We start from the raw sequence: 26,622 nt of genomic DNA, 5'->3' as shown, positions 1-26,622 counted from the left end.
GGGGGGGGGCCCCCCGGGGGGGGGGGGGGGGGGGGGGGCTGGGGGGGGGGGGGGCCCGCGGGGGGGGGGGGGGGGGGGGGGGGCCCCCCCCCCCCCCCCGCCGGTGGTCACTTCCCCGCGAAGACGGTGGCGGTGGTGGTGACCACGGCGCACTTGCCGGCCGCCCAGCGCAGTGCCGTCGCGTGGTCGTCCGCGGAGAAGTCGGCCACCGCGTCGGCGACGAGGAACGCCTGGAGGTCGCGCATCCACGCGTCGCAGGCGGTCATCAGCACGCCGATGTGGGCGTAGACGCCGGTGATGACGAGCTGGTCGCGGCCGAGGTCGCGCAGCCGCTGCTCCAGGTCGGTGCGGACGAAGCCGCTGTACTTCCACTTGGTCAGCACGGTGTCGTCCGGCCCGGGGGCGACCGCGTCGGCGATGGCCGCCGCGTGCTCGTCGGCGGGCAGGCCCGGGCCCCAGAAGTCCTGCTGCAGGCCGCGTTCGGCGGGGGTCTGGCCGCCGGGCTGCGCGGTGTAGAGGACCGGGATGCCGAGCCGGGCGGCCTCCTCCTTCAGTGCCGCCACGTTGCGCAGCAGGTCGGTGACGGGGGACGCCCCGGTCTCGTAGGCCGACAGGAAGTAGTTCTGCAGGTCGTGGACGAGCAGGACGGCGCGCGACGGGTCGGCCTTCCAGTCCACGCGGTTCGCGGGCAGGTCGCCGGCGGACGGCATGGGGTAGGGGGCGATGGCGGGCAGGGCCATGGTGCGGTGGGGTCCCTTCAGGACGGGTCGGGGTGGGGCGGGGCGGTTTCGGCGCTCAGGACTTTTCGGCGGCGCCGGTGGCGGCGGACCTGAGGTCCTTCTTGGAGATCTTGCCGACGCCGGTCTGCGGGAAGGCGTCCACGAACACCACGCGGTCGGGCACCTTGTAGGCGGCCAGGCCACGGGCCCGGACGAACTTCTTGACGGCGACGGGCGTCGGCCGCTCGGCGCCGGAGCGCAGGATCACGTAGGCGAGGGTGCGTTCGCCCAGGTACGGGTCGGGCTCGGCGACCACGTTGGCGTCGTGGACCGCGGGGTGGGCGAGCAGGTGGTTCTCCACCTCCTCGGCGGCGATCTTCTCACCGCCCCGGTTGATCTGGTCCTTGGCGCGGCCCTCGACGACGAGGTGGCCGGTGGGGGTGAGCCGGACGACGTCGCCGGTGCGGTAGAAGCCGTCCGCGGTGAAGGAGCGGGCGTTGTGCTCGGGCGCCTTCCAGTAGCCGCGGATGGTGTACGGGCCGCGGGTGAGCAGGTGGCCGGTCTCCCCCACGGGCAGGTCGTTGTCCTCGTCGTCCACGACGCGGATCTCGTCGTCCGGGGAGATGGGCCGCCCCTGGGTGGTGACGATGATCTCCTCGGGGTCGTCCAGCCGGGTGTAGTTCACCAGACCCTCGGCCATGCCGAACACCTGCTGGAGGGTGCAGCCGAGCGCGGGCCGCACCCGCCGGGCGGCCTCCTCGCTGAACTTGGCGCCACCCACCAGCAGGACGTCGAGGCTGCTCAGGTCGTACGAGGTGGCCGGCGCGGCCTCCGTCCAGACGAGTGCGAGCGGCGGGACGAGGCCGGTGAGGGTGACGCGTTCGCGTTCGATGAGCGGGAAGGCCACGTCGGGGGTGGGCTGCGGGCACAGCACGACGCGGGCGCCCGCATACAGGGCGCCGAGCGAACCGGGCGAGGAGAGCGGGAAGTTGTGGGCGGCGGGCAGCGCGCACAGGTAGACGCTGTGCTCGTCGACGCCGCACAGTTCGTTGGAGCCCCACAGCGAGTAGATGTAGTCGTCGTGGGTGCGCGGGATGAGCTTGGGGACGCCGGTGCTGCCGCCGGAGAGCTGGAGGAAGGCGAGGTCGTCCGGGGCTGGCTCGTCCCAGGGCGCCGCGCCCGCGGGCAGGTCGGCGGATACGTCGGCGGGTACGTCGGAGAGCGCCTCGAAGGCGCCCGGGTCGCCGCCGGTGACGAAGACGTGCCGCAGGCCCGGCGCCTGGTCCCGTACGGTCGCGGCCAGCGCGCGGTAGTCGTAGCCGCCGTGTTCGGCGGCGATGACGTAGGCGGCGGCCTCGGTGAACTCGCAGAAGTAGCGGATCTCGGTCTCGCGGTGCGCGGGCAGCGCGAAGACGGGGAGGGCGCCGAGGCGGAAGAGCGCGAAGACGACCTCGAAGAACTCGGCGACGTTCGGGAGCTGGACGACGACCCGGTCACCCCGGACGATGCCGCGTGCGTGGAAGCCGGCGGCGAGCCGGGTGGCGCGACGGTCGAGTTCCGCGTACGTCCAGCGGCGGCCCTCGCCGGCCGGATCGACGACGGCGATCCGGTCCGGGTGGGCGGCGGCCCGCTCGCGCAGCATCCGCCCGAAGGTCTCGCCGCGCCACCAGCCCGCGGCGCGGTAGCGCTCGGCGAACTCCGCGGGCCAGGTCGGCGCCTGGGAGTGGACGTAGGCGTACTGATCGGTCACAGCTCGGCTCCGACGGCGCTCAGGAAGGTACGGAACTTGGCGCCGGTCTCGGCGGTCTCGGCGGCGGGCTCGGAGGCGGCCACGACGCCCGCTCCGGCGTACAGGCGCAGGGCGCGCTCCTCGGCCTCGGCGCAGCGGATGGTCACCACCCACTCGCCGTCGCCGGACGCGTCGCCCCAGCCGACCATGCCGGTGAAGAAGCCGCGGTCGAACGGTTCGGTGTCGGCTATCACCTGGCGGGCGGTGTCGGTGGGGGTGCCGCAGACCGCCGGGGTGGGGTGCAGGGCGCAGGCCAGTTCCAGCGCGGAGGTCTCCGGTGCGGCGAGGGTGCCGGTGACGGTGGTGGACAGGTGCCACATGGTGGCGGTGCGCAGCAGGGTGGGCCGGCCGGGGACGTCGAGGTCGGCGCAGTACGGGGCGAGGGCCCGGTGGACGGCGTCCACGACGACGGCGTGCTCGTGCAGGTCCTTGGCGGACTCCAGCAGGGCGGCGGCCCGGCGGACGTCCTCGGCCAGGTCGTCGCTGCGCGGCGTGGAGCCGGCCAGGGGGTTGGCGACGACCCGGTGGCCACGGCGCGAGACGAGCAGTTCGGGGCTGGCGCCCAGAAGGGTGCGGCCGGGCGCGGTGGGCAGCGCGAAGGTGTAGCCGGAGGGGTCGCGGCGGGCCAGGCGCTGGAGCATCGCGGGGATGTCGAGCGCTTCGGGGGTGGTCAGTTCGAGGGTGCGGGCGAGGACGACCTTGCTGAACTCGCCGCGCCACATGCGCTCGACCGCGGCGGCCACGCCGGCGCCGTACTCCTCGGGGGCCGGTACGGGTCTGATGTCCCACCGGGCCGCGGCGGGCGGGTCGGCGGGCAGCGCGATCAGCGGGTCGGCGGTGAGCGGCGGCGCGGTCCGCGCGGTGGCGGGCACGGTGAGCGCGGCGGGGGCCGTCTGGTCGAAGGGCACGGCGCCGACGACCAGGGGCGCGCCGTGTCCGGCGGCCCGCGCGGCGTCGAGGGTGGCGGCGACCCGCTGCGGCAGGGGGCGTTCGTCGTGCGGGACTTCGCTGTGGGTGCCCTGCGCGAGGAGGGTGCGCGTGGGGGTGCCGAGGAAGCGGGCGCCGGGGGTGTAGGCGCCCAGGAGCGAGGTCGCCGCTCCTACGGCGGGGTGGGCCGGCTCGGCGAGGGGGACGTGCGTGGCGACTTCGGGTGCCGTCGGCACGGGAGCTCCAATTCTCGGAAGGCTGCGAGGTTCCGGGGCTGGCTGGTACGGGTGGTGGTGCGGAGGGGGTGAGCGGTCGTGCGGGGCGGGCGCTCCCGGCGGCCGGTGGGCGGCGGGGCGCGGCGCGGGTCACCGCAGGGTGGCGCCGCCGTCGACGTACAGCTCCTGCATCGTGATGTGCCGGGCGCGGTCGGAGGCGAGGAAGACGACCGCGTCCGCGATGTCGGAGGGGTCGGCGATCCGGCCGAGGGGGATGCCGGTGCGGTACGTCTGCGGGTCGCCGGCGATCACGCGGCGGGGTGCGTCGTCGTCGGTCCACAGCGCGCGTTGCATGGCGGTGTCGGTGGAGCCGGGCGCGACGATGTTGCAGCGCACGCCGCTGCGGGCGAGTTCGAGCCCCAGGCACTTGGTGTACATGGCCGCCGCGGCCTTGGAGGCGGCGTACGCGGCCATTCCGGTACGGGGGATCCCCGCGGCGTTGGAGCCGACGGTGACGATGCTTCCGGAGCCGCGTGTGGCCATGTGCGGGGCGACGGCGCGGGAGGTGTGGAAGACGCCGGTGGTGTTCACGGCGAAGGTGTCGGCCCAGTCGGCGTCGGAGAGCTCGGCGGCGGCGCCGGGGCGCAGGACGCCGGCCACGTTCACCAGGACGGCGATCGGGCCCAGTTCGCGTTCGACGCGTTCGACGGTGGCGTCCACCGCGGTGCGGTCGGTGACGTCCATGGCCTCGGTGGTGACCGGTCCCGCGGTGCCGCCTTCGGGCGGCGGGGCCGCGGGTGCGGTGCGGTCGGTGGCCACGACGTGGGCGCCCTGTCGCGCCAGGGCCGCGGCGACCGCGGCGCCGATGCCCTGCCCGGCGCCGGTCACCAGCGCGATGCGCCCGGTGAATTCGGCGCGGCCCGGTATGTGCTCAGGCATGAGCAACCTCCCCATTTTGTTAGGCAAGCCTAACCTAATATAGGACAGGTGCCCAGCCACTCCGGCATTCCGCGCGCACCCAGGGCAAATGGTTAGGCTAGCCTCACCTTATGCAAAACCAGCGTGCGAGCATAGCCGCCGGGTCCCGCGAACACGGAGCCGAGGGCGGCACGTTGCCGGACGCGGTGGCGCGAAAGGGTGCCCGGCCCCCTGCTCATGACCCGCACTTTGCCTCCGCGTGGCCCGGCACGGGCGCCGGGGCGGCCACCCCACGCCGGACCGTCGCGCTCGCCTCGGGGCAGCCGGTTGCCCGCTCCGGGCCGTCATCCGTAACCCACTCGCCGGGACCGGTCCGCCCGGCGTCATCGCCGAGGCCTCGCCGGGTGTCGTCGCGGGCGGCACGCTGACGGGTCCGGACAGCGGCTGTGCTCACCGTGGCAGCGCGTTCGCGGGCGATCGTCGCCGGCGATCCGATGCCGCTCATCACGGGCCACGGGGGGGTGCGGGGGGGGCGGTCATGACCGAGTCGGCCGCCGAGAAGCGCACGCCGGGCAAGGCGGGGCGGCAGTCGCACTTCCGCCGATTGGCTTTAAGGTTAGCCTTACCTTATGACAAAGCGGCAAGAGGTGTGACCTCTCGCCCCCGGGGAAAGGCCGGCATCAGTGGAACTCCGCGTCGAGCAGCTCACCGCCGGATACGCCGGCCACCCGGTCGTCGACGGGGTGGACCTGACGGTCGCGTCGGGCACGGTGGTGGCGGTGGTCGGTCCCAACGGCTGCGGCAAGTCCACGCTGCTGCGCTGCATGGCCCGTCTGCACGAGCCCGCGTCGGGCCGGGTGTTCGCGGGCGACGCCGACGTGTGGCAGCTCAAGCAGCGGGCGGCGGCCCACCGCATCGCACTGCTCCCCCAGTCCCCGCAGGCGCCCGAAGCGGTCACCGTGGCGGGCCTCGTCCGGTACGGACGCCACCCGCACCAGGGCCTGTTCCGCCAGTGGTCCCCCGAGGACGAACGGGCCGTGACGCGCGCCCTGGAGGCGACCGGCACCACCGGCCTGGCCGACCGCCGCCTCGACCAGCTCTCCGGCGGCCAGCGCCAGCGCTGCTGGCTGGCCATGGCCCTGGCCCAGGAGACCCCGGTCGTCCTGCTCGACGAACCCACCAGCGCCCTCGACATCGGCCACGCCGTGGAGGTGCTGGACCTGGTCCGCGAGGTCGCGGCGGCCGGGCGGACCATCGTCATGGTCGTCCACGATCTCGCGGCGGCGGCCCGGTACGCCGACACGGTCATCGCCATGCGGGCGGGCCGCGTGGTCGCCGCGGGCCCGCCGCGCGAGATCATCGACGCGGCGCTCGTGAAGGAGCTGTACGGCGTCGACGCGGAGATCCTCGCCGCGCCGTCCGACGGCTCCCCGGTGGTCGTCCCGACGGCCCGCGCGGCCGCGGAGCCCGTACGGTCCTGAAGCGCCCGTCCCCGGGAACGCGCCCGGCCCCGGGGACGTACCCGCCGTCCGCACGGCCGGGGCGGTGCGTCGGCCGAGCCGTACGGCCGCGACGGCACGGCGCCCGAGCAGCGCGCCTGAAGGTGCGCGGCCGGGGACACGACGCGCCCGCCCGGTGACGGACCCGCCGGCCCCCGGCCGGTTGCGCCTCAGGCCCGGCCCTCGGCCGGTGCCACTTCAGGCCCGTCCCCCGGCCGGTTGCGCCTCAGGCGATGATCTTCTCCAGGTCGTCCACGACCTGTCCGACGTCCGGCAGGGCGAGGCTGGCGCGCTGCGCCTGCCGGATGCGGGCGGCGATGCCGCGGTCGTCCAGGATCTCCCGGCAGACGGCGGCCACCGCCTCCGGCGCGGTGTCGGTCAGATGCCGTCCGAGGCCCAGCTCCTGCACCCGCCGGGCGTTGGAAGGCTGGTCGCCGAAGTTCGGGAGCACCGCCATGGGCGTGCCCGTGCGCACCGCTTCCCGGACGCTGTTGTAGCCGCCATGGGTGACGAACAGGTCGGCGCACTCCAGCAGCAGCGGCTGGGCGAGACGATCCGTCAGGCGGACGTGCGCGGCGGGCTCCACGCCGGCCGGCTCGATGCCGCCGGTCGCCACCACGGCCGTGCAGTCCAGTCGGGACAGGCCCGCGACGATCGTGGCCAGTTGCTCGGCCGGGTCGGTCATCCCCGCCGGCAGCGGCGTGCCCTCGGGCAGCACCTCGTGGAACATCGGCAGTGCGGTGCCCACCGCGGCGAACACCAGCGGCCGGTCGGTGGGCAGTTCGGCCACCCAGCCGGGCAGCCCGGCGGTGCGGTCGACGACGGTGGACTGGCGGTAGGCCAGGACCGTGGCCGGGAACTGGGCGAAGGAGTACGCGGCGGGCAGGTAGTCGAAGCGGCCGTGCGGGTAGAGCGAGCCGGGCGACTTCTGCACGGGCAGGCCCAGCCGCTCGCGCAGCCTGTTCAGCCCCGGCAGCAGGACCGCCGGGTCGAGCACGTTGACCGTGCCCGCGGGGATGGGCAACTGCGGGATGCCGAGCCGCTCGGCGAGCAGGCACGCGCCGAAGTCCATGCCGTCCCGGATGATGACGTCCGGGCGTACGGTGCGCGCGAGTTCGGCCAGGATGTCATGGCCCTGGACGGCCATGTCGCCGGCGAGCCGGTCGACCAGGATCCGCAGGTGCACGTCCTCGTCGGAAGCGGCGTCCGCGCCCTGCGCCTCGTCGACGTCCTGCTGCCAGCCCGACGCGAAGTCGATCCGTGGCAGACAGGCCTCCACCTGGACGGCGTCCGCGGCGAAGACGGGCGCCACGTCGGACGTCGTGGCCACCGTGACGTGGTGGCCGGCCCCGGCCAGGGCGCGGGCCAGGGGCAGCAGGGCTCTGCCGTGCGACGGTGAGCCGGTCGCGGTGCACAGGACGCGCATGGGTTCCTCTTCTCCGGGCGGGGGCGGTGCGATCACCGTAGGAAGCCCCGAAAACGTGTGTCAAAGAAAGGTGACGGCATACGGCGACATTGAGTCATCCGGCATGAACAGGCCGCCGGGTGGGCAATGCCGGGGCCATGATCCACCGCGGCGTTCCCGCACCACGGGCCGGGTGCGCGCAAGATGCGATCAGCGGCCGGCCGCCACACGATGGGATCACGCAGGCGCTGCGGCGCACGCCCGGCAGGAAGGCGGACAACCGACGTGGAGCACATCGACGACCGCTCGGCGCCGTCCGGCAGCGGCGGTGCGGCCGGGGCGGACTCCCCGGTCGAGGCCGCGCGCTCGTGCCTGACCCACTCAGCCGTCTGTCTGATGTCCCCGGCCGCGGTCCGGGCGCAGATGGGCGCGGACGACGAGGCGTGGGCGCGCTTCGCCGCGCACTGGGACGAGCTGGGCGAGGACCGGTACGCGGCCGAGCAGGGCACCCGCAGGCTGCGTCGGTACGGCCAGTTCTCCCTCACCCCGGCCACCGGGGAACTCGTCCAGCTTCCCCACACTCCGTTCGTGCAGCCGAAGGACACCAACCCGCTGTACGAGACGGTGGACCGGCACTTCGATCCGCTGACCGACGCGTTCGTCTCCGACCCGCTCCTGAAGCCGCTGTTCACCCTGCTGGGGCAGGCGGCGGCCGCTCTGGACGACGCCGGACGGTGGATCGTCAAGGTGCATCCCTTCCGGGTCGTGGCGACGGCCGACGACGCGGGCGACCCCACCCCGGAGGGCCGCCACAAGGACGGCGTCACGCTGGTGTCCTCCCTGCTCGTCAACCGCGACAACGCCACCGGCGGCCAGAGCAGCGTCTACACCCACGACGGGCGGGAGTTGCTGTCCACCACCCTGTACCGGCCGGGCAGCCTGCTGCTGTCGGACGACCGGGACTCGCTGCACTGCGTCTCCCCGATCCGGCCGATGGACCGCTCGCGTCCCGCCTACCGCGACGTGCTGGTGACCACCCTCACGGCCGCGTGAGGAGTGCCGTTCCCCACCGCGGCAGGCACCCACCGGGGCGCCGTTCCCCAGCATCGCCTGTCGCCCACCGGGGCGCCGTTCCCCACCGCCGAACGACCCGAACCGACGTGCCCCGACCCGATGGGTGACGCCTGACGTCTCACGGATGCGTGACCGCGACCGCCGGGCGTTCCGGGGCGCCCGCGGTCAGCTCCGTGAGGTCGTCCACACCGTCGCCCGGCCGGCCGTCGCGCGCCGCGCGCCAGCAGGCCGCCCGGACCAGCTCGCCGCACACCCGCGGGCCGCGGTCGCCGTCGCGCACCAGCTCGACCGACCGCGCCACCAGCGCCCTGACCGGTCCCGCGAGGGCGACGGTGTCCTCGGCGTCGGCGGGCACGTCCATGACCCGGACTTCCAGGGTCGGGTGGCGCGGATTGGGCCGTACGTCCCGGAACGGTACGTCGGCGTCGAGCATCGCCTCGGAGGCGTGCAGGGCCCGGGTGAGCTGCCGGTAGTCGTGGAGGGAGGTGACGTACGGCTGCGGGCCGAGCGCCGGGAAACGGCCCCGGACGACGGTGCGCCAGCTCGCGTACCCGGTGTCGCGGCCATCCGCGAACGGCGAGTTGGCGCTCAGCGCCATCAGCAGGGGCAGCCAGGGCCGACGCGCAGATCCGTACGCCCTCGGCGACCGCGGCACCGGCGGCGGCCGTCCGTACCGCGGCCAGCTCCCGGCGCAGGTCGCCGGCGCCCGCGCACGGTGGCGTCTTCACCTCGATCTGGCACCGGTCGAATGCACCGGAGACGAGGTCACCGGCCGTCCGCGCGGCCCGGGCGACGACGCGGTCGCCCGCCGGTACGAGAGCGCCGCTGCCGGGCGGGACGAGGAAGAACTCCTCCTCCACGCCGAGGGTGGGCGCCTGCCCCGGCTCCGCCGGAGGCGGCCCGGGACGCTGTGGACTGCTCACTTCCGCAGCATCGGCCGTCACGGTGGCCCTGTCGCGGCGCGCGGCGCGCGCGGGGCCCCGGGGTGCGCACGGGGTCCGTGCACCGCGCGAACGGCGATATCCGCCCGTCGTGGGATGAACGAGGTATCCGGGGTACCCGTGGCGCGTGTTCTTCATCAAACCGCCCGGCGTGTACGCGCCCCAGGAAGACACCGCGATGCTGGCCGCGGCCCTCCGGCGAGAGACGCTGCGGTCCGGCGCGGAGGTGCTGGACGTGGGCGCGGGCAGCGGTGCCCTGGCGGTCGCCGCGGCCCGGCACGGCGCCGGGCGGGTCACCGCGACGGACGCCGCGTTCGCCGCCGTCCTCACCACGCGGCTGAACGCCTGGTTCGCCGGGTACGGCGGCCGGGTGCGCGCGCACCGGGGGGACCTGCTGCGCCCGGTGTCCGGCCGCCGCTTCGACCTGGTCATGGCGAACCCGCCGTACGTGCCCTGCCCGGCGCCCGTGCTGCCGCGCGGCGGCCGGGCACGGGCGTGGGACGCCGGGCCGGACGGCCGGGCCGTACTGGACCGGCTGTGTGCGCAGGTGCCCGGGCTGCTGGCACCGGACGGTGTGCTGCTGCTCGTCCATTCGCAGCTCTGCGACCCCGGCCGGACCGTGGAACTGCTGACGGACGCCGGGCTCCGGACCGCGGTCACCGACCGGCGGTTCATCCCTTTCGGGCCCGTGATGCGCCGGCGTGCCCCGTGGCTGGAGGCCCAGGGGCTGATCGACCCGGGCCAGGACAAGGAAGAGCTGGTGGTGGTCCGTGCGCAGCGAGCCGCGTGAGCGGGAGGACGTACCGGAGCGCGAGGAGCCCGTACGCCCCGTCCGTAAGGAGGCGCGCCGGGTGGTCCAGGATCCCGGGGGCCCGGTGCTCATCGAGGGCCCGGTCGAGGTGGAGCTGGACGACGGGACCACGGCGCGTTCGGACCGGCCGTTCGTGGCGCTGTGCATGTGCCGCCGCAGCCGGAGCTTCCCGTGGTGCGACACCAGTCACCGCGGCCGCAAGCGGCCCCCGGCAGCGCGTACGGTCCAGGGCGCGGCCCCGCGGCGGGGCGGCGCGTCACAGCGGGGCGAACAGTGAGGACTCGCCCGCCCGCCAGGCGCTGAGCAGGTGCTCGCCCAGCCGGTCCTCCAGCAGCTCGGTGGCCGCGATGCCGAACGCGACGTCCGGGGCGAGCGCGGGCTCCTCCCGCAGCAGCCCCGTCACGATCTGGTGGCGCACCACCTGTTCGTGCACGGCGTCCGCCTCGACGTGCTCGGCGTAGAAGTGCACGGCCGCCCGCCCGGCCTCCAGCCGCTCCAGCGCCTGCGCGAGGCGGCGCGAGCCGGGGGACGAGGTGACCTCCACCCAGGCGAAGTGGCCGACCAGGGCGCCGCGGTGCGCGCGGTGCAGCCCGAAGAGCGACATCAGGTTGTTGACGGCGAGCATCTGCCGCGAGCAGGCGCCCAGGTAGCGGCCGTACGCGCTGTCCAGGCCGAGGTCGTCCATCAGGTCGGCGAAGAGCCGGGAGTGCACCCGGTCGGCGCGGCCCGCCCCGAACTCGTCGTACTCCACCGCCATCATCCCGGCCTTCGCCTGGCCCCACAGGCGCGGCACCACCCACAGGTGCGGGTCGGCCTCCTTGAGGTGGTACAGGGACCGCTGGGCCGCGTACTCGCGCAGATGCCAGGGCTCGCCCTTGTCGCACAGGAAGTGCGAGACGCCGTCACCGTCCGCCGGCTCCACCAGCAGGCCGTCCAGCAGCGTGTCCACGTCGTCCGGCCCGGGGACGTCGGCGCGCAGCGCGCCGAGGAAGGCGTGCTCCAGGGCGGCCCGGAAGCGCAGCAGCTCCGGGTCCCACTCCCAGGTGTCGGCCACCGCGTCGAAGCCCCGGTAGTGCAGCTCGTAGCAGAGGGCCAGGGCGAGGTGCAGGTCGTCGCCGTACGGGTCCGACGCCGCCACCGTACGGCTGTCCGGCAGGTGCGCGGTGCCGGGCGGCCGCTCCAGCGCGGACCCGACCGCCGCTGACAGCTCTCCGCGGGCCGGGGGGCGTTTCACGTCGCGGTCCTTCCCTTCACCCGTACGGGCACGGTGTGCCGTGTGGCCCACGGGTGCCCGCGGCGCCCCGGGGGAAACGCGGTGGCCTGGCCGTACGCGGCCGGATGGGCCGGGGCAGCCGGGGTCCGAGGGGCGGGCGGGCCGGGTCCGACGGTTCCGTGGGCCGGGCGGGGGCGGTCACCGGAGGTCCGAGGGCCGGGCGGGGGCGTCGGCGCGGTCCGGGGAGCGGTCCGGGGTCCGTGGCCTCGCCGGCCTGCCCGGCCGCCACGGGCGGCCCTGCTTCCGTCCCGGCTGCTCCGGCTTCCGGACGCCCTCCGGCACGTCCGGCTCGGCGAAGTGGGTCAGCTCGTGCAGGAGCTGCTTCATCTCCACGAGCAGTTCGCCGCTGGCCGCGGCCGCCGGCGGGTCGTGCTGCTCCCGGAAAGCGTCCGCGAGCCCGTCGTACAGCTCCTGCGCCCGCTCCCGGGCCCGGCGGTAGCGCTCCTCCGCCTCCTCCCGCACACTGTCCGCGATCAGGTCCTCCTCGGCCTGGCACAGCGTCGCCGCCTCGTCCGCGAGGTCCGCGTACCGCCGCAGGAACGCGGCGCCGGGCGCGGTCAGGCGGGCCTGCTCCCCCGCCGTGCCGGCCAGGGTGCGGGTGATGGCCGCGAGATGGGCGACGGCCCGTTCCCACACGGCGTCGGCCTTCTCGGGCGGCGGTGGGGGCGGCCCGGTACGGCGCAGCCGGAAGCCGGGGTTGAAGCGAGAGCTCTCGGCGTTCCATTCACGGGCGCTGGCCAGGGCCCGCAGCACCTGGCCGAGGCGGCGCGCGCGGTCGTTCCAGCCGGCCGCGTCCGTGGCGCTCCATTCCTCGCCGCGCAGGCCCTGGGCCATGGTCCGCAGCAGTTCGGCGCTCTCCCGGGGCAGCCGCCGCAGTTGGTCGTGCACGTTGCGCAGGTGCACCGGCGGGAGGACCAGCGCGTTCACGGCGATGCCGATGACCGCCCCGATCATGGTCTCGACGAGCCGGTGTCCGACCTCGGTCAGCGAGTAGGCGCCGTAGGTGATGACGAACAGGGCGGTGGTCGCGCCGTAGATGCCCTGGGCGCCCAGTCTGCGGTGGGTGCCGGCCAGCGTCGTCACCGGCAGCACGATCAGCATGGCGCCCAGCGTGCTGCCGTCGGTCGCGGCCATCGCCGCGGAGGCCAGCAGGGCGCCCAGCACGATCACCACGAGCTGCTGGAGCCCGGACCGCAGCGAGCGGTAGACGGTGGCGTCGACCAGCGCCAGCGCCGTCCAGGGGGCCATCAGGGCCAGCGGCGCGTTCAGCCACCAGCCCGTCAGCGCCCAGGCCGCGACCGCGGCGCCGGCCGCTTTCAGCGACTGGACGACGGTGTCCCGCTCCGGCCCCGCCCCCCGCAGCGCGGCGCGCACCGTGCGGCCGACCGCGGTCGCCTCCCACCACACCCGCCGCCACCCGGCCGTGCGCCTCGCCTCCGCCAACTCCGCCTCCCGGGCTCACTCCTGTGCGGGTCGGGTCCCCCGCGGTCATCGGTGGCCCGGCGCGCTGGGTACCCATGATCGACCGCGCCAGTCCCGGCGGCGCGGCGCGGGGGCCACCCGGCGCAGGGTGCGGTCGATGGCGCGGAGGGTGTGGTCGGAGGGGTGCTCGGTGGCGCGGAGGGGTGGTCGGTGGCGCGGAGGCCGTGGACGGCGTCTCCGTACGGCGCCGCCGGAGGCCGGGCGCGTGCCCGGACACATGCCCGGACGCGCGGCCCGGACGCACGCCACAGCGCGAGGACGGCGACCGCCGCGCCGCCTTCGAACGCCTCTGCCGGTCCGTCTGCCGCACGGGTGATCCCGGGCACCCGTAGGGGTGGTCGTACGGACCGTGGCGCTTCGAAAGCCGGGGTGTCCGCCTTGACTGGGTGTGCGCCTCGTCCGCGTCCCCGTACCGCTCCCCCGCCCTCGCCCCCTCCACCCCCGAGCACCGTGGAAGTCCTCACCCTGATGCGTATCCGTTCCGCAGTCGTCACAGCGCTCGCCGCGGCCGGCGCGGCCACCCTGGCCACACAGCCCGCCGCCGCGAACCCGGCGTCGAGTCCGTCGGTCTCCGCCCTCACCGAGTCCGAGGTCGTCCGGCTCCTGCGCATTCCGCTGAGCGAGTCCAACGTCAAGGCGGTCCTGGGCCTCGTCGAAATCGCCGCCCGGCCGCTCAACATGGAGAAGGGCGCCTCGCTCACCGGGAAGTGACCCATCGGGCAGACGCCCGCAGGGCGCACACACGTGCGGGCCACTACGCGCGTGTGCGCCCCCGTCTGCGCCTGCCCGCCCCCTCGCCCCGGCGGCACCGTGGAGGACGAGACCGGTACCCCGGACCTTCGACGAGGAGAGCGAAGTGATCCACATCAGCGAGACGCTCATACTGCAGACGGTCGAGGAATTCCTCACCGCGGAGGAGATCTCCCGGCTGATCAAGATCATGGACAGCGAGGCGGCCGGCTGGCGGCCCCGGCACCAGGCCGAGGTGCTCAAGGCCCCCGCGACCGCCCAGGAGGTCCTGGCCGACGCCACCCGGCGGGCCCTGCCCGCGATCCGGCGCAGCATGCCGTCCATCGCCGAGGCCGGTCACTGGGGTTACACCGAACTCGCCGTGGGCCAGGGCGTGCCCACCCACCTCGACGGCATCAGCAGCCCGCGGACACCGCCCCGGCGCATCGGCCGGATCGGGGTGACGATCGCGGACGCGGCGGAAGGCGGCCGGTTCTACATCGAGACGACGTCGGACTCCGCGCCCTGGACCGACACGCTGCTGGGCGCGGCCGACGGGTACGAGCCGGACACCCCGCTCAGCCGCAGCCTGCCGCACGGCCCCGCCGTCCACGAGGACACCCCGCAGTGGCTGAGCACGCCGCGCAAGAGCCGGTGGCTGACGGACGCCGGGCCGGGGGTGGCCGTCGCGTACGGCGCGCAGGTCATCCACGGCGTCACACCGGTGCTCCGGGGCCGGGTGCGCAAGTTCGTCACCGACCTCGTGGACACGGCGACGGCCTGACGACGCAAACGGGACCGGGCGGGACCCCGCCGGGCCCGCACCGCGCCCTCAACGCCGTACGACCCGCACGCGCGACACCCCGAGCAGTCCGGCCAGCGGCACCTCGGCCGAGGTCTGCTCCGGGCTCACCGCGAGGCCCTGTTCCCGCACCAGGTCCAGGAGCCGTTCGGCGAGCGGCATGACCATGTGCCGTCCCCAGCACCGCTCGTTGGCGTGTCCGAAGGGGAGGTAACCGGGCTGGTCGTCGGGGTCCAGCGCCGCCCAGCGCTCGGGGCGGAACTCGTCCGGCGCGTCCCACAGGGCCGGGTCGCGGTGGCTGAGCAGCGGCAGCAGCAGGACGTCGTCGGCCGGCCCGATCCGGTCGTCGAGGGCCGCGAATTCCGGCGACGCGACCCGCAGCAGATTCCACGAGGGCGGCAGCAGCCGCATGGCCTCGTGGAGGATGTGGCGGTTGGGTACGCCGTCGTCGAAGGGCGAGCCGAGCCAGAGCGCGTTGGCGACGAGCGTGGACACGGTGAAGCACACCGGTGCCGCGGCCCGCCGGTACAGGCCCATGGCGTGGCGCCGGTCGCCGTAGCCCGCCGCGGCGGCGGTGAGCCCCGCCAGGCGGGAGACCGGCGCACCGGCACCAGGGCACCCCGGCAGCGCGGCGCCGGCCGCGATCACCGTCCAGGTCAGTTTGGGTGTCCATTCCAGTTTGCGGTCCACCAGTACCTGGAGCCGGAAAGGATCGGACCCGAAAACCAGGTCACGCAGATGGAGATGCCCCGCCTGCGGCCATTCCCCGGAAAGGTCGGCCGCCTTTCCGGTGTCGTTTTCCGGCTTTCCCAGCGCCGCGCGGACGTCCTGCGAAACGGCCCGCATGACGGCGGAGGATTCCGGGCGGCTGATGTCCCTGCCCTGCAACGGCTTGAAGGTCGGCCGCTCGGCCGCGTTGGCCGGTCTGCTGCGCAGCACGGCGTCGATCAGTTCGGGCCCGGCGACGCCGACCGTGCCGGCCTCCAGCCGGAAGACGTCCGCACCGCGGTGCTCGCTCAACAACCGGCCGAGCCGCGGCGCGAAGACCGTGACCCGGTCGCTCCGGTCCGTACCGTACGTACGCATCGGCGGCCTCCGAGAGCCTGGATGGGGAACTTCCGGGTCACGTGCCGATCAGTACCAGATGTACCAGGCGTACGCCTTCAGGCTCTTCTCGCCCTTGAACTTCTTCTTCAGGGAATTGACCAGCTTCATGACAGCACCTCCGAGGGACGGCGAACTGACTGAACCGTGCTCCGACTCAGGCGGAACCGGCACGGCGGATATCCACCACCGCCACAGAATCCGGCTTTCCACTTGCAGTCACCGGAAAGTGAAGCCGAGCACGAAAGACCCGTCAATGTGGCGTGGATCACCGTAAAATCCCGGCATTACGGGTTTGATTCCCCACGGTTACCGGACGCCACGGGGCACCGGGCCCCGCCGGCTCGCGTCCGGGCCCGGCCTGGGGCGGACGGGCCGGACGGGCCGGGCGGACCGGGCGGACCGGGCGGACCGACCAGGGCGCGTGACCCAGCCCGTTCCCCCTTCCTCGCCCCTTCCTCGCCCTCGCCCCCCGTCCCCGTCGTCGGCGTGCTCCGCGACCACGCGACCAGTCGGCGAAGGTCACGGCCTCCTCGCGGGTCAGGGCCCGGGCCGCCCGCTCGGCCTTGTGCTCCGCGAGGACGGTCCGCAGCATCTCGGTCACTTCACTCATACCGGAAAAGCCGTGAATATCCTGCATACGGTCACTCTCGCAAGCCCCGGAGGCGGCCCGGGACGCGTAACAGGCCCGGGAGGCGCGGGAAGCCCGGGAGGCGCGGAAGGTTCGGCAGACACGGCAGGTACGGCTGGACGATGAACGGCAGCCGTCCCGCGCGGCGTGGGGTCCGGCCCTCACCCCGTGGGCCGATGGCGGTGCTGGCCCCGGTTGTTCTGCGCGTGGCGGGCGGCGGGGGGCGGGGCGGTGGCGATGTCGAGTTGGCGGACGAACTGGTGGAAGCAGAGCAGCACGGTCAGCGGCGGGAGGCCCGCCACGGCGACGCCCGCCGGGGAGGGGTGTACGCGGGCGACGCACAGCAGCGTGGCCACGGCGGCGAAGAAGATCACGACGGCCCAGGAATGCAGCGTACGGCGCCGGTAGACGCGGGCGCGCAGGATGGACAGGGTGGCCACGACCCAGGGGCCGTAGATCAGCAGTGGCCACAGCCCCGCGATGTCCGCCGGTGCGACGCCGTTCGCAATGGCGCGCAGCGACGGGTAGGAGGCCACCGCGCCCAGCGCGGCGACGGCGACCGCGATCGCCGCCGTCATCAGTACGGACGTCGCGCTCAGCAGGCGCCTCCAGGACCAGCCGGTGGACCCCGGGCCGGCGTGCGGGTGGGCGCCGTCGGTCCGTTCGGCGAGGTCGGCGGGACCGGCCGGGCCGAACGCCGGCTCGTCCGGCACGAAGGCGGACCCGTCCGGGCCGAACACGGCCCCGTCCTGGTCGAACGCGGCCCCGTCCTGGTCGAACGCGGGCTCGTCCGGGAGGAAGACGGCCCGGGAGGAGCTGAAGACGGCCTCCCCCGGGTGGTAGACGGCCTCCCCGGGATGGAAGGCGGCCTCCCCGGGGTAGTAGACGACGTCGTCAGGGTGGAGGGTGGCGTCGCCGAGGTGGTAGCCGTCGTTGAGGTGGTACCCGCCGCCGTCGACGTGAAAGGCGGCGTCGTTGACGTGGAAGGCGCCGTCGTTGGGATAGTGGCCGAAGCCGTCCGGGTGGAAGCCGCCCTCCGGGGCCGGGAAGATGTGCTCCGCGGCCGGGAACGCGGCGTCCGGGCGGCCGGCCACCGGGGGCTGTTCCGTGGCGTCCCACAGCTCGGCCAGCTCGTGGCCCAGCTCTTCGACAACGGCGGCGTCCCACCCGTCGTCGGCCGTCGCCCGGCCCAGGGGCCCGTCGTGCGGGTACGGAATGCCGCCGGGGAAGGCGACGGGCTCTTCCGTACTCTGGCGTGGCAACCGGTGCCGGCCGGTACCGGGAGGCACGGGGACCCGCGGGGTGTCGTTCACAACAGCTCTCACAGGAATCGGTGGTGGCCGGTGGGGAAGGAGCCGGCCGACGCGCCGCCCGGCGGGGCGGCGGGCGGCGGAGGAGCTGTTACCGGTCGTCCTTGATGCCGTCGAGGGCGGCCAGCAGTTGTTCCAGCAGGTCGCCGGTGTACTCCAGCCGGACGCGCTGCCCGGGGCGCAGCAGGTGGACGTCGGGGCGGACATCGGGCGTGCCGCGGGGCACGGTGGAACTCAGCTCCCAGGTGCCGAGCTGCCGCGTGGGGGAAACGATCGTGTCAGTCATACGTCGTCAACGAATGCGCCTCACAGCGGGTGACTGCGGCATACGGGCGAATCAGAATTAAGATAACTAATTCCTCATAACGGTACTTCGGTGCCGGAACCGGCAGCAGTCGCACCGGCACGAGTGGAACAGACCGGGCGCCGTACGGCCGCCCCATCGGGCCACCGCCCCATGGCACGCCACTGACCAGCGACAACACCATAAGGGGAGAGTCGCGGACAAAGGGTCAGAATCCCCGGCAGAACTGACGCTTTCTCCCCCGCCGTTCCTGGCCGTTCCGTGCCGTTCCTAGCCGTTCCGTGCTGTTCTTTGCTGTTCTTTGCTGTTCTTTGCTGTTCCGTGCCTCTTCGCCGGATCGAACAACGGTGCCGTACGCCCAGATGGGCAGCCACCCACACCTCACTCACCGCAGTCGAGCTTCACCACGGTCGCAACGACCGAGCCCGAGTCGCTGAAGATCGCCGGCCAACGTGGAGGGTGTGGAAGGTGTTGCCGGAGCCGTACCCGTCGCCCTCGGGGGCGGAAGGTTTCGCCCCGCATCCGGCCGTCGCGGATCCGCAGATCCTCTGCGAAGTCGTGCGCCCGCGCCAACCCCGCAGACGCGGCCGTCATCGCCCAGCCCTTTCCCCGGGGTTCGCCAGGAGGCCCCAGCCGGTCCACGACGACCGCCGGGTATGGCTCGTGGCCCTCCAGCAGCATGTCCACCGCCGAGCGCACCGCACACATGTCCTCGCCGTCCAGCGGCCGTTCGCGGTAGACGGGCGCGTAGCCCGCGGCGATCAGCAGGCTGTTGCGCTCGCGCAGCGGTACGTCCAGGTGGTGGGCCAGGCGCAGCACCATCTTCTGGCTGGGCCGGGCGCGCCCGGTCTCCACGCAGGACAGGTGCCGCGACGAGGTGTCGGCGCGCAGGGCCAGCTCCAGTTGGCTGAGCTTGCGCCGCAGCCGCCATGCGCGCAACAGCACACCGGCCCGCGGTGGTTGATCCACTCCCATGCGGCCGACCCTACCGACGCCCGGGAAGACCGGCCATGACCTCCCAGGTCATGACACCCGCCCACGCCCCGCGCCCCACACGGGGGCGCCACCCGACGAGGGCGTGGGCGTGAGTGTGGGCATGGGCGTGGGGCGTGAGCAACCGCCCACGCCCCACGGCCCCACGGCCCCACGCCCCTGACGCCCGCGCGCCGGGGATCGGGCGCCCGCACCCGCTCCAGGCCCTCGCTGCCGGCCTGGTGGAAGGAGAACTAGGCCCCGGGGACCAGGGTCCGTTCGCGGGCGAGGGACGAGGTGGTGGTGTCGCCGTTGAGGGTGAGGCGGCCGTTGGGCCACAGGATGACCGCGTCGTCGCTGCGGGTGGTGCCGCCGCCGAAGGCGCCGACGGCGGCGAGGCTGACGGTGCTCCAGGCCGGTTCCGCGGCGCGCAGGGTGTGCTCGCCGGCCAGGCTCTTGGCGCCGACCTTGTCGTAGGTGGTCACTTCGCCGTCGGACCAGCGTACGAAGAGGTTCTGGTCACCGGTGGCGGGGTTGAAGTCGCCGGCGGCCAGGTCACGGGCGTGCGGCCAGGTGGTGTTGGGCGCGACCAAGCGGGTTTCGGCGTGGAAGCCGGCCGCGTCGACGTTGGTGAAGAGGGTGACGCGGCCGTTGGCCCACTGCACCACCACGTCGTCGCTGCGGGTGGTGCCGCCGCCGAAGCGGCCGGCGGCCATGCCCACCGCCTGCGTCCAGGTGCTGTTGGGTGCCTTGAGCTGGACGGCGTTCTTGAGCTTGTTGGTCTCGTTGACGTCCTTGTACAGGGTGACCTTGCCGTCCGCCCAGCGCACCAGCAGGTCGCCGGTGCCGTCGCCGGTGAAGTCACCGGCGGTCATGACCTGGGCCTTGTTCCACTCCGCGCTCTTGGCCAACTGCACGTCCTTGCCGAAACCATAGGCACCGTTGCCGGGGTAGAGGGAGACCTCCCCGTCCGACCAGCGCACGATCAGGTCGCTGGTGCCCTTGCGCACCGAGGCGCTGTGGAAGCGGCCGGCGGTCAGCGCGCGGGCGTGCTGCCAGGTGCCGGCACCGCCCATCGTGTACTTGCCGTCCAGCGGCAGGTCGGCGACGGCCTGCCGGTAGAGCCAGGTGGCGTCGTCGTCGAACTGGGATGTGTAGGAGGTGTGGTCGTACAGGCCGCCGGTCTTGTAGCCGCCGATGACACCGACGAGGTTGCCGCGCCGGCCGTCGAAGTCCTCCAAGAACGGGCCGCCGCTGACGCCGGCCCGGTAGCCGTCGCAGCGGATCTCCATGAAGCGGCCCGCGTAGGCGCGGGTGTCGTCGGTGCACGACAGCGGCGTCTTCTGCCCGCCGGGATAACCGACGGCCGTCACGCTCTCGCGGGCCAGGCGCGCGGTGTCGACGGGGGTCAGGGTGTTGCCGGGCCCGGCGGCGTCCTCCAGGAGCCGGCCCTGGGCGTTGGGGCCGACGCGCAGGAAGGCGAAGTCGACGTCGTCGTCGGCGGGGTCCTGCTGGTAGCGGTGGTCGATCCAGACCTTGCCGTCCTGCACGGGAAAGATGCCGTACGGCATCTCCCCGGCCTGGCCGGCCTTGGTGGCCCCGGCCCGGTAGCCGGGCACGAAAGCGGCGTTGCGCAGCGAGGTGTTGCCCTTCATGCAGTGCGCGGCGGTCACCACCAGGCTCTTGGTCGGCGAGGTGACGCTGCTGGCGGTGCAGAACTGGTTCGCCGTGGCGGTTCCGTCCTGGCCGCGCAGCAGGAACACGCCCACCGTGGCGATGCCCTCGGCCACCTGGTGGCTCGGCTCCGCGGACCGCTTGCGCCGTACACCGGGGGCCGGCTGGTCGCCCTCGCTCTTCGCCCCGGCCTCGGCCGTTTCCACCGGCACGGCACTGCGGATGCGCTCCGGCGTCCAGTAGCGCGCGGTCTCCTTGGCCTGACGCGCCTGCTCGGCAGGCACGTCCCCCGATGTGCCGGGGGCGGCGGACGGGCCGCTCGGCAGCGGGACGGCGACAGCGGTGGCCGCTGTCGGGGCGGCGAGGGCGAGCGAGGCACAGGCGCCGATGGCGGCAGCCCGCAGCCGAAGTATTCGTCTCATTTTCACTTATCCATGGGCAGAAGTGACCGGACCGGGGCCCGGTCATCCGATGTGGGGTGGGAAGAAAAGTCAGGAGGTGCGGGGCCCGCCCGCAGGCGAGGTGACCGTCAGGAGGTGCGGGGCCCGCCGGGGGGGACCGTCAGAAGGTGCGGGGCCCGCTCGCGGGTGAGGTGACCGTCAGGACGAAGTCGAGCACGGCCCCGGACGGGGTCGCCAGACGGAGGGTGTACGTGCCGGAGTGCCGGCCGGCGCACAGGGCCGGCAGCGTGACCCGGCCGTCCGCATCGGCGGGCGGCAGAGTCCATGTACGTACCGGCTCGCCGTGCGCGTCCCCGACGTACGGGCCGCCCGTACCGAACTCGGTTTTCGGGCCGCTCGAACCGGGCTCGACGTGCGAGCCGCCCGTACCCGGCTCGACGCACGGTCCGCCCGTACCGGGAGCGACGTACGGGCCGTCCGTGCTGGGCACGAGCTTGCCGTCCCGGTCCGCGGTGAGCACGGTGGCCTTGATCCGTACGCCGGCGGCGGGCCGGGCGCGGTACGTGGCCGCGAGCGGCGGGAGGTCGGGGAAGCGGCTGCCGGTCTCGGCCCGCAGCAGCTCGGGCAGGCGCTCTTGCGCAGCCGGGTCCCACAGGCGCAGGCCGTCGGCCGCGGGTTCGGCGGCCGGGCGGACGGTGACGGTCAGGACGACGGCCGGGCCGCGTACGCCGGCAGCGGTCGCGGTGACCGTGAGGCGGCCGGGGCGGCCGCCGGCCTGGAGCGCGGGGGCGGTGGCGATGCCCTCGCGGCCGGACGTCACCGACGCCGTGGTCTCCTCATCGACGCCGGAGAAGTGCCCACCGGTCGGACCCGTGACACGGAAGGTGACCCGAACCCCGGGCACGGCGTGGCCGTGGGCATCGACGGCACGGACCTGCGCAGGCCGGCCGACAGCCCGGCCTGCTTCCGCCTCCAGCTTCTGCACACCGACGCGCTCCAGGCGACTGACAGCACGGTGCCCCGGGGCCGGCCGGGGCTCGGGGGCCGGATCCGGAACGGGCTTGCGGGCAGGCTTCGAGACGGGCTCGCGGCCGGGCTTCGGAGCCGGCTCGCGGCCGGGCTCGGCCACCGGGCGCTGTGATGTGCCAGGCCGGTCCGCCCCCTGGCCGCCCATTCCCCCGGACGTACGGTCCGCCGGGCCACCCCCCGCGGCAGCAGGCACCGGCCTTCCGGCCCCCGGGCCAGGACCGGGGGCCACGTGAGCCCGGGACCCCCGATCCGCCGGGTCCGGGCGATGCGGCGTGGCGGGCGTATTGTCCGGGATCTCGGTGACCTTGGTGCCGCGGTAGGTGTCCATCCACTGCCGTACGGCTTTCACGTACGCGCGGGAGTTGTTGTAGCTGAGCACCGCCCGGTCGAGGTCGGCGGGGCGGCTCAGGTCCCGGTCCCCGGCACACAGATAACGGGCGGTCCCCAGAGCGGCATCGAAAATGTTGTTGGGGTCCTTGACGCCATCACCGTTGCCGTCAGCGCCCCAACTGGCCCACGTGGACGGAATGAACTGCGTCGGACCGACCGCCCGGTCGAAGGCGGCATCCCCGTCCCACCGGCCGCCGTCGGTGTCCCGGATCAACGCGAACTGCACACCGTCCAGCCGCGGCCCGCGGATCGGCCGGGCCGTCGAACCGTCGGCACGCAGGCCGTAACCCGAAGCGTGCACGGACTCCACCCGCCCGATGCCCGCCACCAGCTCCCACGGCAGATGGCACGACGGCTGACTGCCGTGCAGCGCCTCCTCGGCCTTGCGGTAGGCGGCCAGCGCGGTCGCGGGAACACCCGCGGTGCTCGCCGTCCCGGCGCCATCACCGGCCACGGGGTCGTTGCCCCGGCCGTCGCGCAGCAGATTGGGCAGGTCGAGCGCGGGCACACCACGGGGCCGGGCCTGCGCGCTGCCGGGCCCGGAACCGGCCTCATCGGCGCCGGCACGCGCGGGCCCACCGAGCGGCAGGGGGCTGATGGCGGCAGCGGCGGTCAGGCTGGCGGCCAGCGCGCACACGCACAGGCCCTGCCGCACACGGCGCGCGACCAGAGCAGGCAGGGGGGACAACGGTTTCACGGGCGGGCAGGTCCTTGGCGTACGAAGGGAGAGCGGGACGGCGGGGATGGTGCCGTTTTTCGTTGCGGCCCATGAAAGACTTAATCGAGCCTGGAATAAACCGGCCCAACTCGAGCCGGCCCAGCAGGACTTCTACCTCCCGAGCGCCGTCAAGGCTGGGAGCATCAAAGTGTGTGCGTTCCAAAAGGCCAGTCATGGCCGATTCCTATCCCCGTTCATGTTCAGTGGCACTGCTAGGAGTTCCGACGTCCGTCGGCCCACCGCGCACGAAACCTTGTGATGGTTCAACCATCGCCTTGAACAAGCACTACTTCCCCCATGGCCAATCAAATCTGTTCGGAGATCACTGGTCGGAGATCTCCTCAAGAAGAGAGGCGTCGCCGCGAGAAGACACGGCAAAGACCCCCCCGTTTGCGACCGGGCATCAATCCATGGCCAGGCATCAGGAGCCTGAAGAGCCACGGGGCTTCGCGGTCGCTGGTCGACGGCGGGTCAGGCCGTCCGAACAGGGACATTACCTCGCGTTAACGACTGGCCACAACTTAACCCCGCGTGTGCATGGTCACAGCAACCATCGACCGGTCACGCCAGGCCAATACCTACCCGAGGGCCGGAAGAAACTGTTTCCTTTTCAACTTGAGGTGCCGCATACAAACATGCCGCCGGGCCAGGCAAGGCTCCCGCCATCGGCCTGTTGGCCTGCCGTTGTGCACACCACCCAACTTTGCGATCATGCGTGGAGCGCCCATATGCCTTACGGCAAGGAGAAGTGAGTTGTTGTTCAAGAGGACCAAGCGCAAGCGCAAGGATTCTGACCTCGAGGACGCCAAGAGCTCCAAGGGATCCAAGAGCTACAGGAAGACCGCGTGGCCGGCCACGGGAGGCAAGGTCTCCGACGAGGAGGCCCTGGCGGCGGTTGTAGCCTCCACCACTGTCATCAGCTAATCAGCGGCGCACTGGCTGCCTGTCCGGCAAGGGCAGGCAGCCAGTGCGTTGTGGTCTCCCGTGTTCTTGCAGCGTGCCGACTCCATCCGGAGTTCGGACTCGCCGAGCTGGGTGGCCGCACCTGCCAGCTCTTCGCCTAGGGCAGCACATCAGGAGATCTTAAGGCTGGGACCGGGTTGGGTCGTTGGTCCGGGCATGTTGCTGGTTGTGACGGCTGAGTAGATGGCCGAGAGAAACGCCGAACCACACGCTTCGGCTGGGCTGTTGGGGCGGCGGTTGAACCCGCCGGAGCCTCGACGCGTTCGCCCAGTTCGCCGGGGGTGCTGGCGAAGTCGCCAAGGGAAGAACACATGGACTTGCCCCGGGGCCCGGGGAGACGGTGTCCTCGTCCACCGGTCCGGCTGCATTCATGCCAAACGGCTGGACGCTCGGAATGTGCGCCGCCCACGGCTGTTGCTGTGTCGTGCGCAGCCCGCGGGTAGCCACGGGCAGAGCAGCACACAGCCCCACGGCGCCCAGCCCTTTTTGAACGACGTCATCTTCGGCGTGTGGAGCGGCCTCTTTCCCAGCGCAACCCGCGTCGGGGCGGCGTTGCGGGCCGGCTGTGTGCCCGACGGCGGAGAGTGCCACCCGAGCCCCAGAGCCCCGTGCCGCCTTCGAGTGAAGGCGTGCGACTTTGTAGAACTTCCTTGAGCGCCAACGCCGGGGTTTTCTACGTTCGTTGGCATGGAAGAGGGCGCCGCGTCACCCGCCCCCGAACTTCCGGCCGCCGAAGTAGCCGACGCGCTGCCCCTCGATGCCTCCTCCATCGAGGCGACCTGCGCCCGCGCCCTTCGCCCCCGCCGCCTGCTGACGGGCCGCGAACTGGCGGAGACGGCCACCCGACGGACACCCGCGCGCTGACGCCCTTGGCCCAGGCCGCCGCCCAGAACGCCACCCGACTGCTGGGACTTGCTGGAGGACGACCGGATTGAGGTGTCCCTGGAAGAGGAGCGTGCGGCCTCCCCCCGACGGCTGCGGCGCGCAGGGCATGAGGGCGGTCGGCACCGCGTCGTAGGTGGCGGCCCATCCGTAGCGCCGCAGGAGGAACAGGCGGCGCCGCTGTGCGTCGATGATGTCCGGGAGCCGGGCGAGATCGACGGCGGGATGGTCGAGGCCGGCGGGCGGACGGGGCCTACCGGGACGGTTGGGGGATGCCGCTTCAGTCGCGGACGCGGCCGCGGCCGACCGACACCGTCACGTGACGGACATCACGCAGTAAAGGGGCGCATTTGGGCGGAACCGGGACGGTATGGAGGCGGTCTGTGGGGGTGTTGGGGTCGACGTCCGGTTGGCCCGTCACCTCACGTTGTTCCAGGAGTCGCTGCCGTGATCCGTACGCCGTCCGTTCCCCGTGCCCTGCTGCCGCTGCCCGCGGCCGCCGGGCTGCTGCTCGTCACCGCCTGCGGCGGCCCGGCCGGCGAGGAGAGCGGGGCGCGGGACGTGACGGTCGCCATGGCGCCGGCCGACCGGGCCACCGGCGTCGCCCCCGGCTCCCCGGTCGCCCTGAGGGTGACCGGGGGTCAGGGCACCCTCGCCGACGTGAGCGTCACCGACCAGCGCGGGCAGCGCCTCGACGGCTCGCTCTCCGCCGACGGCCGCTCCTGGACCTCCGTCCCGGCCACCCGGCCCAGCAGCACCTACACCCTCGCCTACACCGCCAAGAGCGCGGACGGGAGCAGGCGGAACGGCTCCGGTACGGTCACCACCGCCGCGCCGGAGAAGCCCAACAAGCTGGAGCTCCGGCCCGGCAACGGGGCGACCGTCGGCGTCGCGCAGCCGGTCTCGGTCCTCTTCGACCACCGCGTCGGCGACGCCGAGAAGGTGGACATCGAGCGGAACCTGCGCGTCGAGACCTCGCCGAGGACCGAGGGTTCCTGGGGCTGGGTGAAGGACTCCGGCGGCCACGACCGGATCGACTGGCGGCCCAGGGACTTCTGGAAGCCGGGGACCAAGGTCTCGCTCAAGGGCGAAATCGCCGGTCTGCCCAGCGGCCAGGGCCGCTACTTCGCCCGGAACTACGCCACGTCGTTCACCATCGGCGAGAACCGCGTCGTCACCGTGGATGTCGCCGGGCACCGCATGGCGGTCACCGAGGGCGGCAAGGCCGTGGCCTCGTACCCGATATCCGCGGGCTCCGACACCTACCCCACCCGAGGTGGCACGCACGTCGTCCTAGCCAAGAACGCCAAGGAGACGATGAAGTCCGCGACGGTCGGCCTGGGCGACGCCTACCCGAGCCTGCCCACCACCTCGGTCATCCACCTGACGTCCTCCGGCACCTTCATCCATGCCGCCGACTGGAACGCGGACCAAATCGGCGCGGCCAACACCAGCCACGGCTGCGTCGGCATGCTCAGCTCCGACGCCAGAAAGCTCTTCGACCGCGTCCTGATCGGTGACCCGGTGATCGTGAAGAACACCCGGAACACCGAGATCACCGAACCCGGCAACGGCTTCGGCGCCTGGCAGATGGACTGGCCGGCCTGGAAGAAGCGCAGCGCCCTCAAGGGCTGACCGCCCGGCTGTCGCCGCCTTGCGC

General features: G+C 73.4%; 23 protein-coding genes. 8 read left to right on the top strand and 15 right to left on the bottom strand.

Features of this window, described 5'->3' with window-relative positions:
- Positions 1–107 precede the first annotated feature (107 nt).
- The 4 genes from ACH4EB_RS35100 to ACH4EB_RS35085 all read right to left on the bottom strand — a co-directional run bounded on the left by ACH4EB_RS35100 (position 108) and on the right by ACH4EB_RS35085 (position 4,589).
- On the bottom strand, positions 108–740 hold the full coding sequence (locus ACH4EB_RS35100) for an isochorismatase family protein (RefSeq protein WP_398352388.1): 633 nt from the start codon (positions 738–740) through the stop codon (positions 108–110).
- A gap of 55 nt (positions 741–795) precedes the next feature.
- Complete coding sequence (locus ACH4EB_RS35095) at positions 796–2,469, bottom strand: (2,3-dihydroxybenzoyl)adenylate synthase (RefSeq protein ID WP_398352387.1); 1,674 nt, start codon at positions 2,467–2,469, stop codon at positions 796–798.
- Positions 2,466–3,671, bottom strand: a complete 1,206-nt coding sequence (gene dhbC, locus ACH4EB_RS35090; protein ID WP_398352386.1) for an isochorismate synthase DhbC — start codon at positions 3,669–3,671, stop codon at positions 2,466–2,468. Before dhbC ends, ACH4EB_RS35095 begins: the two co-directional genes overlap by 4 nt.
- 129 nt (positions 3,672–3,800) lie before the next feature.
- Positions 3,801–4,589 (bottom strand): 2,3-dihydro-2,3-dihydroxybenzoate dehydrogenase, encoded by a 789-nt coding sequence (locus tag ACH4EB_RS35085; protein ID WP_398352385.1) that lies wholly within the window; start codon positions 4,587–4,589, stop codon positions 3,801–3,803.
- Positions 4,590–5,251: 662 nt separating this feature from the next.
- Here ACH4EB_RS35085 and ACH4EB_RS35080 point away from each other — a divergent pair.
- On the top strand, positions 5,252–6,049 hold the full coding sequence (locus ACH4EB_RS35080) for an ABC transporter ATP-binding protein (RefSeq protein ID WP_398352384.1): 798 nt from the start codon (positions 5,252–5,254) through the stop codon (positions 6,047–6,049).
- Between the two features lie 244 nt (positions 6,050–6,293).
- Here the strand turns inward: ACH4EB_RS35080 and ACH4EB_RS35075 are convergent, their stop codons facing one another.
- Positions 6,294–7,493 carry a glycosyltransferase gene (locus ACH4EB_RS35075; RefSeq protein ID WP_398352383.1) on the bottom strand — a complete coding sequence of 400 codons (1,200 nt, stop codon included), beginning with the start codon at positions 7,491–7,493 and terminating at the stop codon, positions 6,294–6,296.
- A gap of 264 nt (positions 7,494–7,757) precedes the next feature.
- Between ACH4EB_RS35075 and ACH4EB_RS35070 the strand changes: the two genes are divergently transcribed.
- Positions 7,758–8,525 carry a 2OG-Fe dioxygenase family protein gene (locus ACH4EB_RS35070; protein ID WP_398352382.1) on the top strand — a complete coding sequence of 256 codons (768 nt, stop codon included), beginning with the start codon at positions 7,758–7,760 and terminating at the stop codon, positions 8,523–8,525.
- Between the two features lie 139 nt (positions 8,526–8,664).
- Here the strand turns inward: ACH4EB_RS35070 and ACH4EB_RS35065 are convergent, their stop codons facing one another.
- Positions 8,665–9,144, bottom strand: a complete 480-nt coding sequence (locus ACH4EB_RS35065) for a glutamate-cysteine ligase family protein (RefSeq protein WP_398352381.1) — start codon at positions 9,142–9,144, stop codon at positions 8,665–8,667.
- A gap of 470 nt (positions 9,145–9,614) precedes the next feature.
- On the opposite strand from ACH4EB_RS35065, the gene ACH4EB_RS35060 reads away from it, so the two are divergent.
- Complete coding sequence (locus ACH4EB_RS35060) at positions 9,615–10,277, top strand: HemK2/MTQ2 family protein methyltransferase (RefSeq protein ID WP_398352380.1); 663 nt, start codon at positions 9,615–9,617, stop codon at positions 10,275–10,277.
- On the top strand, positions 10,258–10,575 hold the full coding sequence (locus ACH4EB_RS35055) for a CDGSH iron-sulfur domain-containing protein (RefSeq protein ID WP_398352379.1): 318 nt from the start codon (positions 10,258–10,260) through the stop codon (positions 10,573–10,575). The genes ACH4EB_RS35060 and ACH4EB_RS35055 overlap by 20 nt, the downstream gene beginning before the upstream one ends.
- Here the strand turns inward: ACH4EB_RS35055 and ACH4EB_RS35050 are convergent.
- Both ACH4EB_RS35050 and ACH4EB_RS35045 read right to left on the bottom strand, forming a co-directional pair.
- Positions 10,555–11,532 (bottom strand): iron-containing redox enzyme family protein, encoded by a 978-nt coding sequence (locus ACH4EB_RS35050; protein WP_398352378.1) that lies wholly within the window; start codon positions 11,530–11,532, stop codon positions 10,555–10,557. The genes ACH4EB_RS35055 and ACH4EB_RS35050 overlap by 21 nt on opposite strands.
- A 177-nt stretch (positions 11,533–11,709) precedes the next feature.
- Entirely contained in the window at positions 11,710–13,014 is a 1,305-nt protein-coding gene (locus tag ACH4EB_RS35045) for an aromatic acid exporter family protein (protein WP_398352377.1), read from the bottom strand.
- 507 nt (positions 13,015–13,521) lie between these two features.
- Between ACH4EB_RS35045 and ACH4EB_RS35040 the strand changes: the two genes are divergently transcribed.
- Both ACH4EB_RS35040 and ACH4EB_RS35035 read left to right on the top strand, forming a co-directional pair.
- A complete protein-coding gene (locus ACH4EB_RS35040; RefSeq protein WP_398352376.1) occupies positions 13,522–13,764 on the top strand; it encodes a hypothetical protein in 243 nt (80 codons plus the stop codon).
- A 145-nt stretch (positions 13,765–13,909) separates the two neighbouring features.
- Positions 13,910–14,566, top strand: a complete 657-nt coding sequence (locus tag ACH4EB_RS35035) for a hypothetical protein (protein ID WP_398352375.1) — start codon at positions 13,910–13,912, stop codon at positions 14,564–14,566.
- Positions 14,567–14,614: 48 nt separating this feature from the next.
- Here the strand turns inward: ACH4EB_RS35035 and ACH4EB_RS35030 are convergent, their stop codons facing one another.
- From ACH4EB_RS35030 to ACH4EB_RS35000, 7 genes are all read right to left on the bottom strand, one after another.
- Positions 14,615–15,670 carry a cytochrome P450 gene (locus ACH4EB_RS35030; protein WP_398352374.1) on the bottom strand — a complete coding sequence of 352 codons (1,056 nt, stop codon included), beginning with the start codon at positions 15,668–15,670 and terminating at the stop codon, positions 14,615–14,617.
- Between the two features lie 48 nt (positions 15,671–15,718).
- A complete protein-coding gene (locus tag ACH4EB_RS35025; protein ID WP_398352373.1) occupies positions 15,719–15,862 on the bottom strand; it encodes a tryptorubin family RiPP precursor in 144 nt (47 codons plus the stop codon).
- Positions 15,863–16,480: 618 nt separating this feature from the next.
- Positions 16,481–17,581 (bottom strand): DUF2637 domain-containing protein, encoded by a 1,101-nt coding sequence (locus tag ACH4EB_RS35020; protein WP_398352372.1) that lies wholly within the window; start codon positions 17,579–17,581, stop codon positions 16,481–16,483.
- 139 nt (positions 17,582–17,720) lie between these two features.
- Positions 17,721–17,915 carry a hypothetical protein gene (locus ACH4EB_RS35015; RefSeq protein ID WP_398352371.1) on the bottom strand — a complete coding sequence of 65 codons (195 nt, stop codon included), beginning with the start codon at positions 17,913–17,915 and terminating at the stop codon, positions 17,721–17,723.
- 399 nt (positions 17,916–18,314) lie between these two features.
- Entirely contained in the window at positions 18,315–18,908 is a 594-nt protein-coding gene (locus ACH4EB_RS35010) for a helix-turn-helix domain-containing protein (protein WP_398352370.1), read from the bottom strand.
- 251 nt (positions 18,909–19,159) lie between these two features.
- Positions 19,160–21,001 carry a trypsin-like serine peptidase gene (locus ACH4EB_RS35005; RefSeq protein ID WP_398352369.1) on the bottom strand — a complete coding sequence of 614 codons (1,842 nt, stop codon included), beginning with the start codon at positions 20,999–21,001 and terminating at the stop codon, positions 19,160–19,162.
- A 139-nt stretch (positions 21,002–21,140) separates the two neighbouring features.
- Positions 21,141–23,096: a lytic murein transglycosylase gene (locus ACH4EB_RS35000; protein WP_398352368.1), complete on the bottom strand. Its 1,956-nt coding sequence runs from the start codon at positions 23,094–23,096 to the stop codon at positions 21,141–21,143.
- Between the two features lie 1,671 nt (positions 23,097–24,767).
- On the opposite strand from ACH4EB_RS35000, the gene ACH4EB_RS34995 reads away from it, so the two are divergent.
- Complete coding sequence (locus ACH4EB_RS34995; RefSeq protein WP_398352367.1) at positions 24,768–24,944, top strand: hypothetical protein; 177 nt, start codon at positions 24,768–24,770, stop codon at positions 24,942–24,944.
- A gap of 465 nt (positions 24,945–25,409) precedes the next feature.
- Positions 25,410–26,597: an Ig-like domain-containing protein gene (locus tag ACH4EB_RS34990; RefSeq protein WP_398352366.1), complete on the top strand. Its 1,188-nt coding sequence runs from the start codon at positions 25,410–25,412 to the stop codon at positions 26,595–26,597.
- Positions 26,598–26,622 lie beyond the last annotated feature (25 nt).

Source organism: Streptomyces sp. NPDC018045 (assembly GCF_044327445.1).
Lineage (GTDB): Bacteria > Actinomycetota > Actinomycetes > Streptomycetales > Streptomycetaceae > Streptomyces.
Note: the sequence above shows the minus strand (reverse complement) of the source record. Positions and strands in the feature narration are given on the sequence as shown.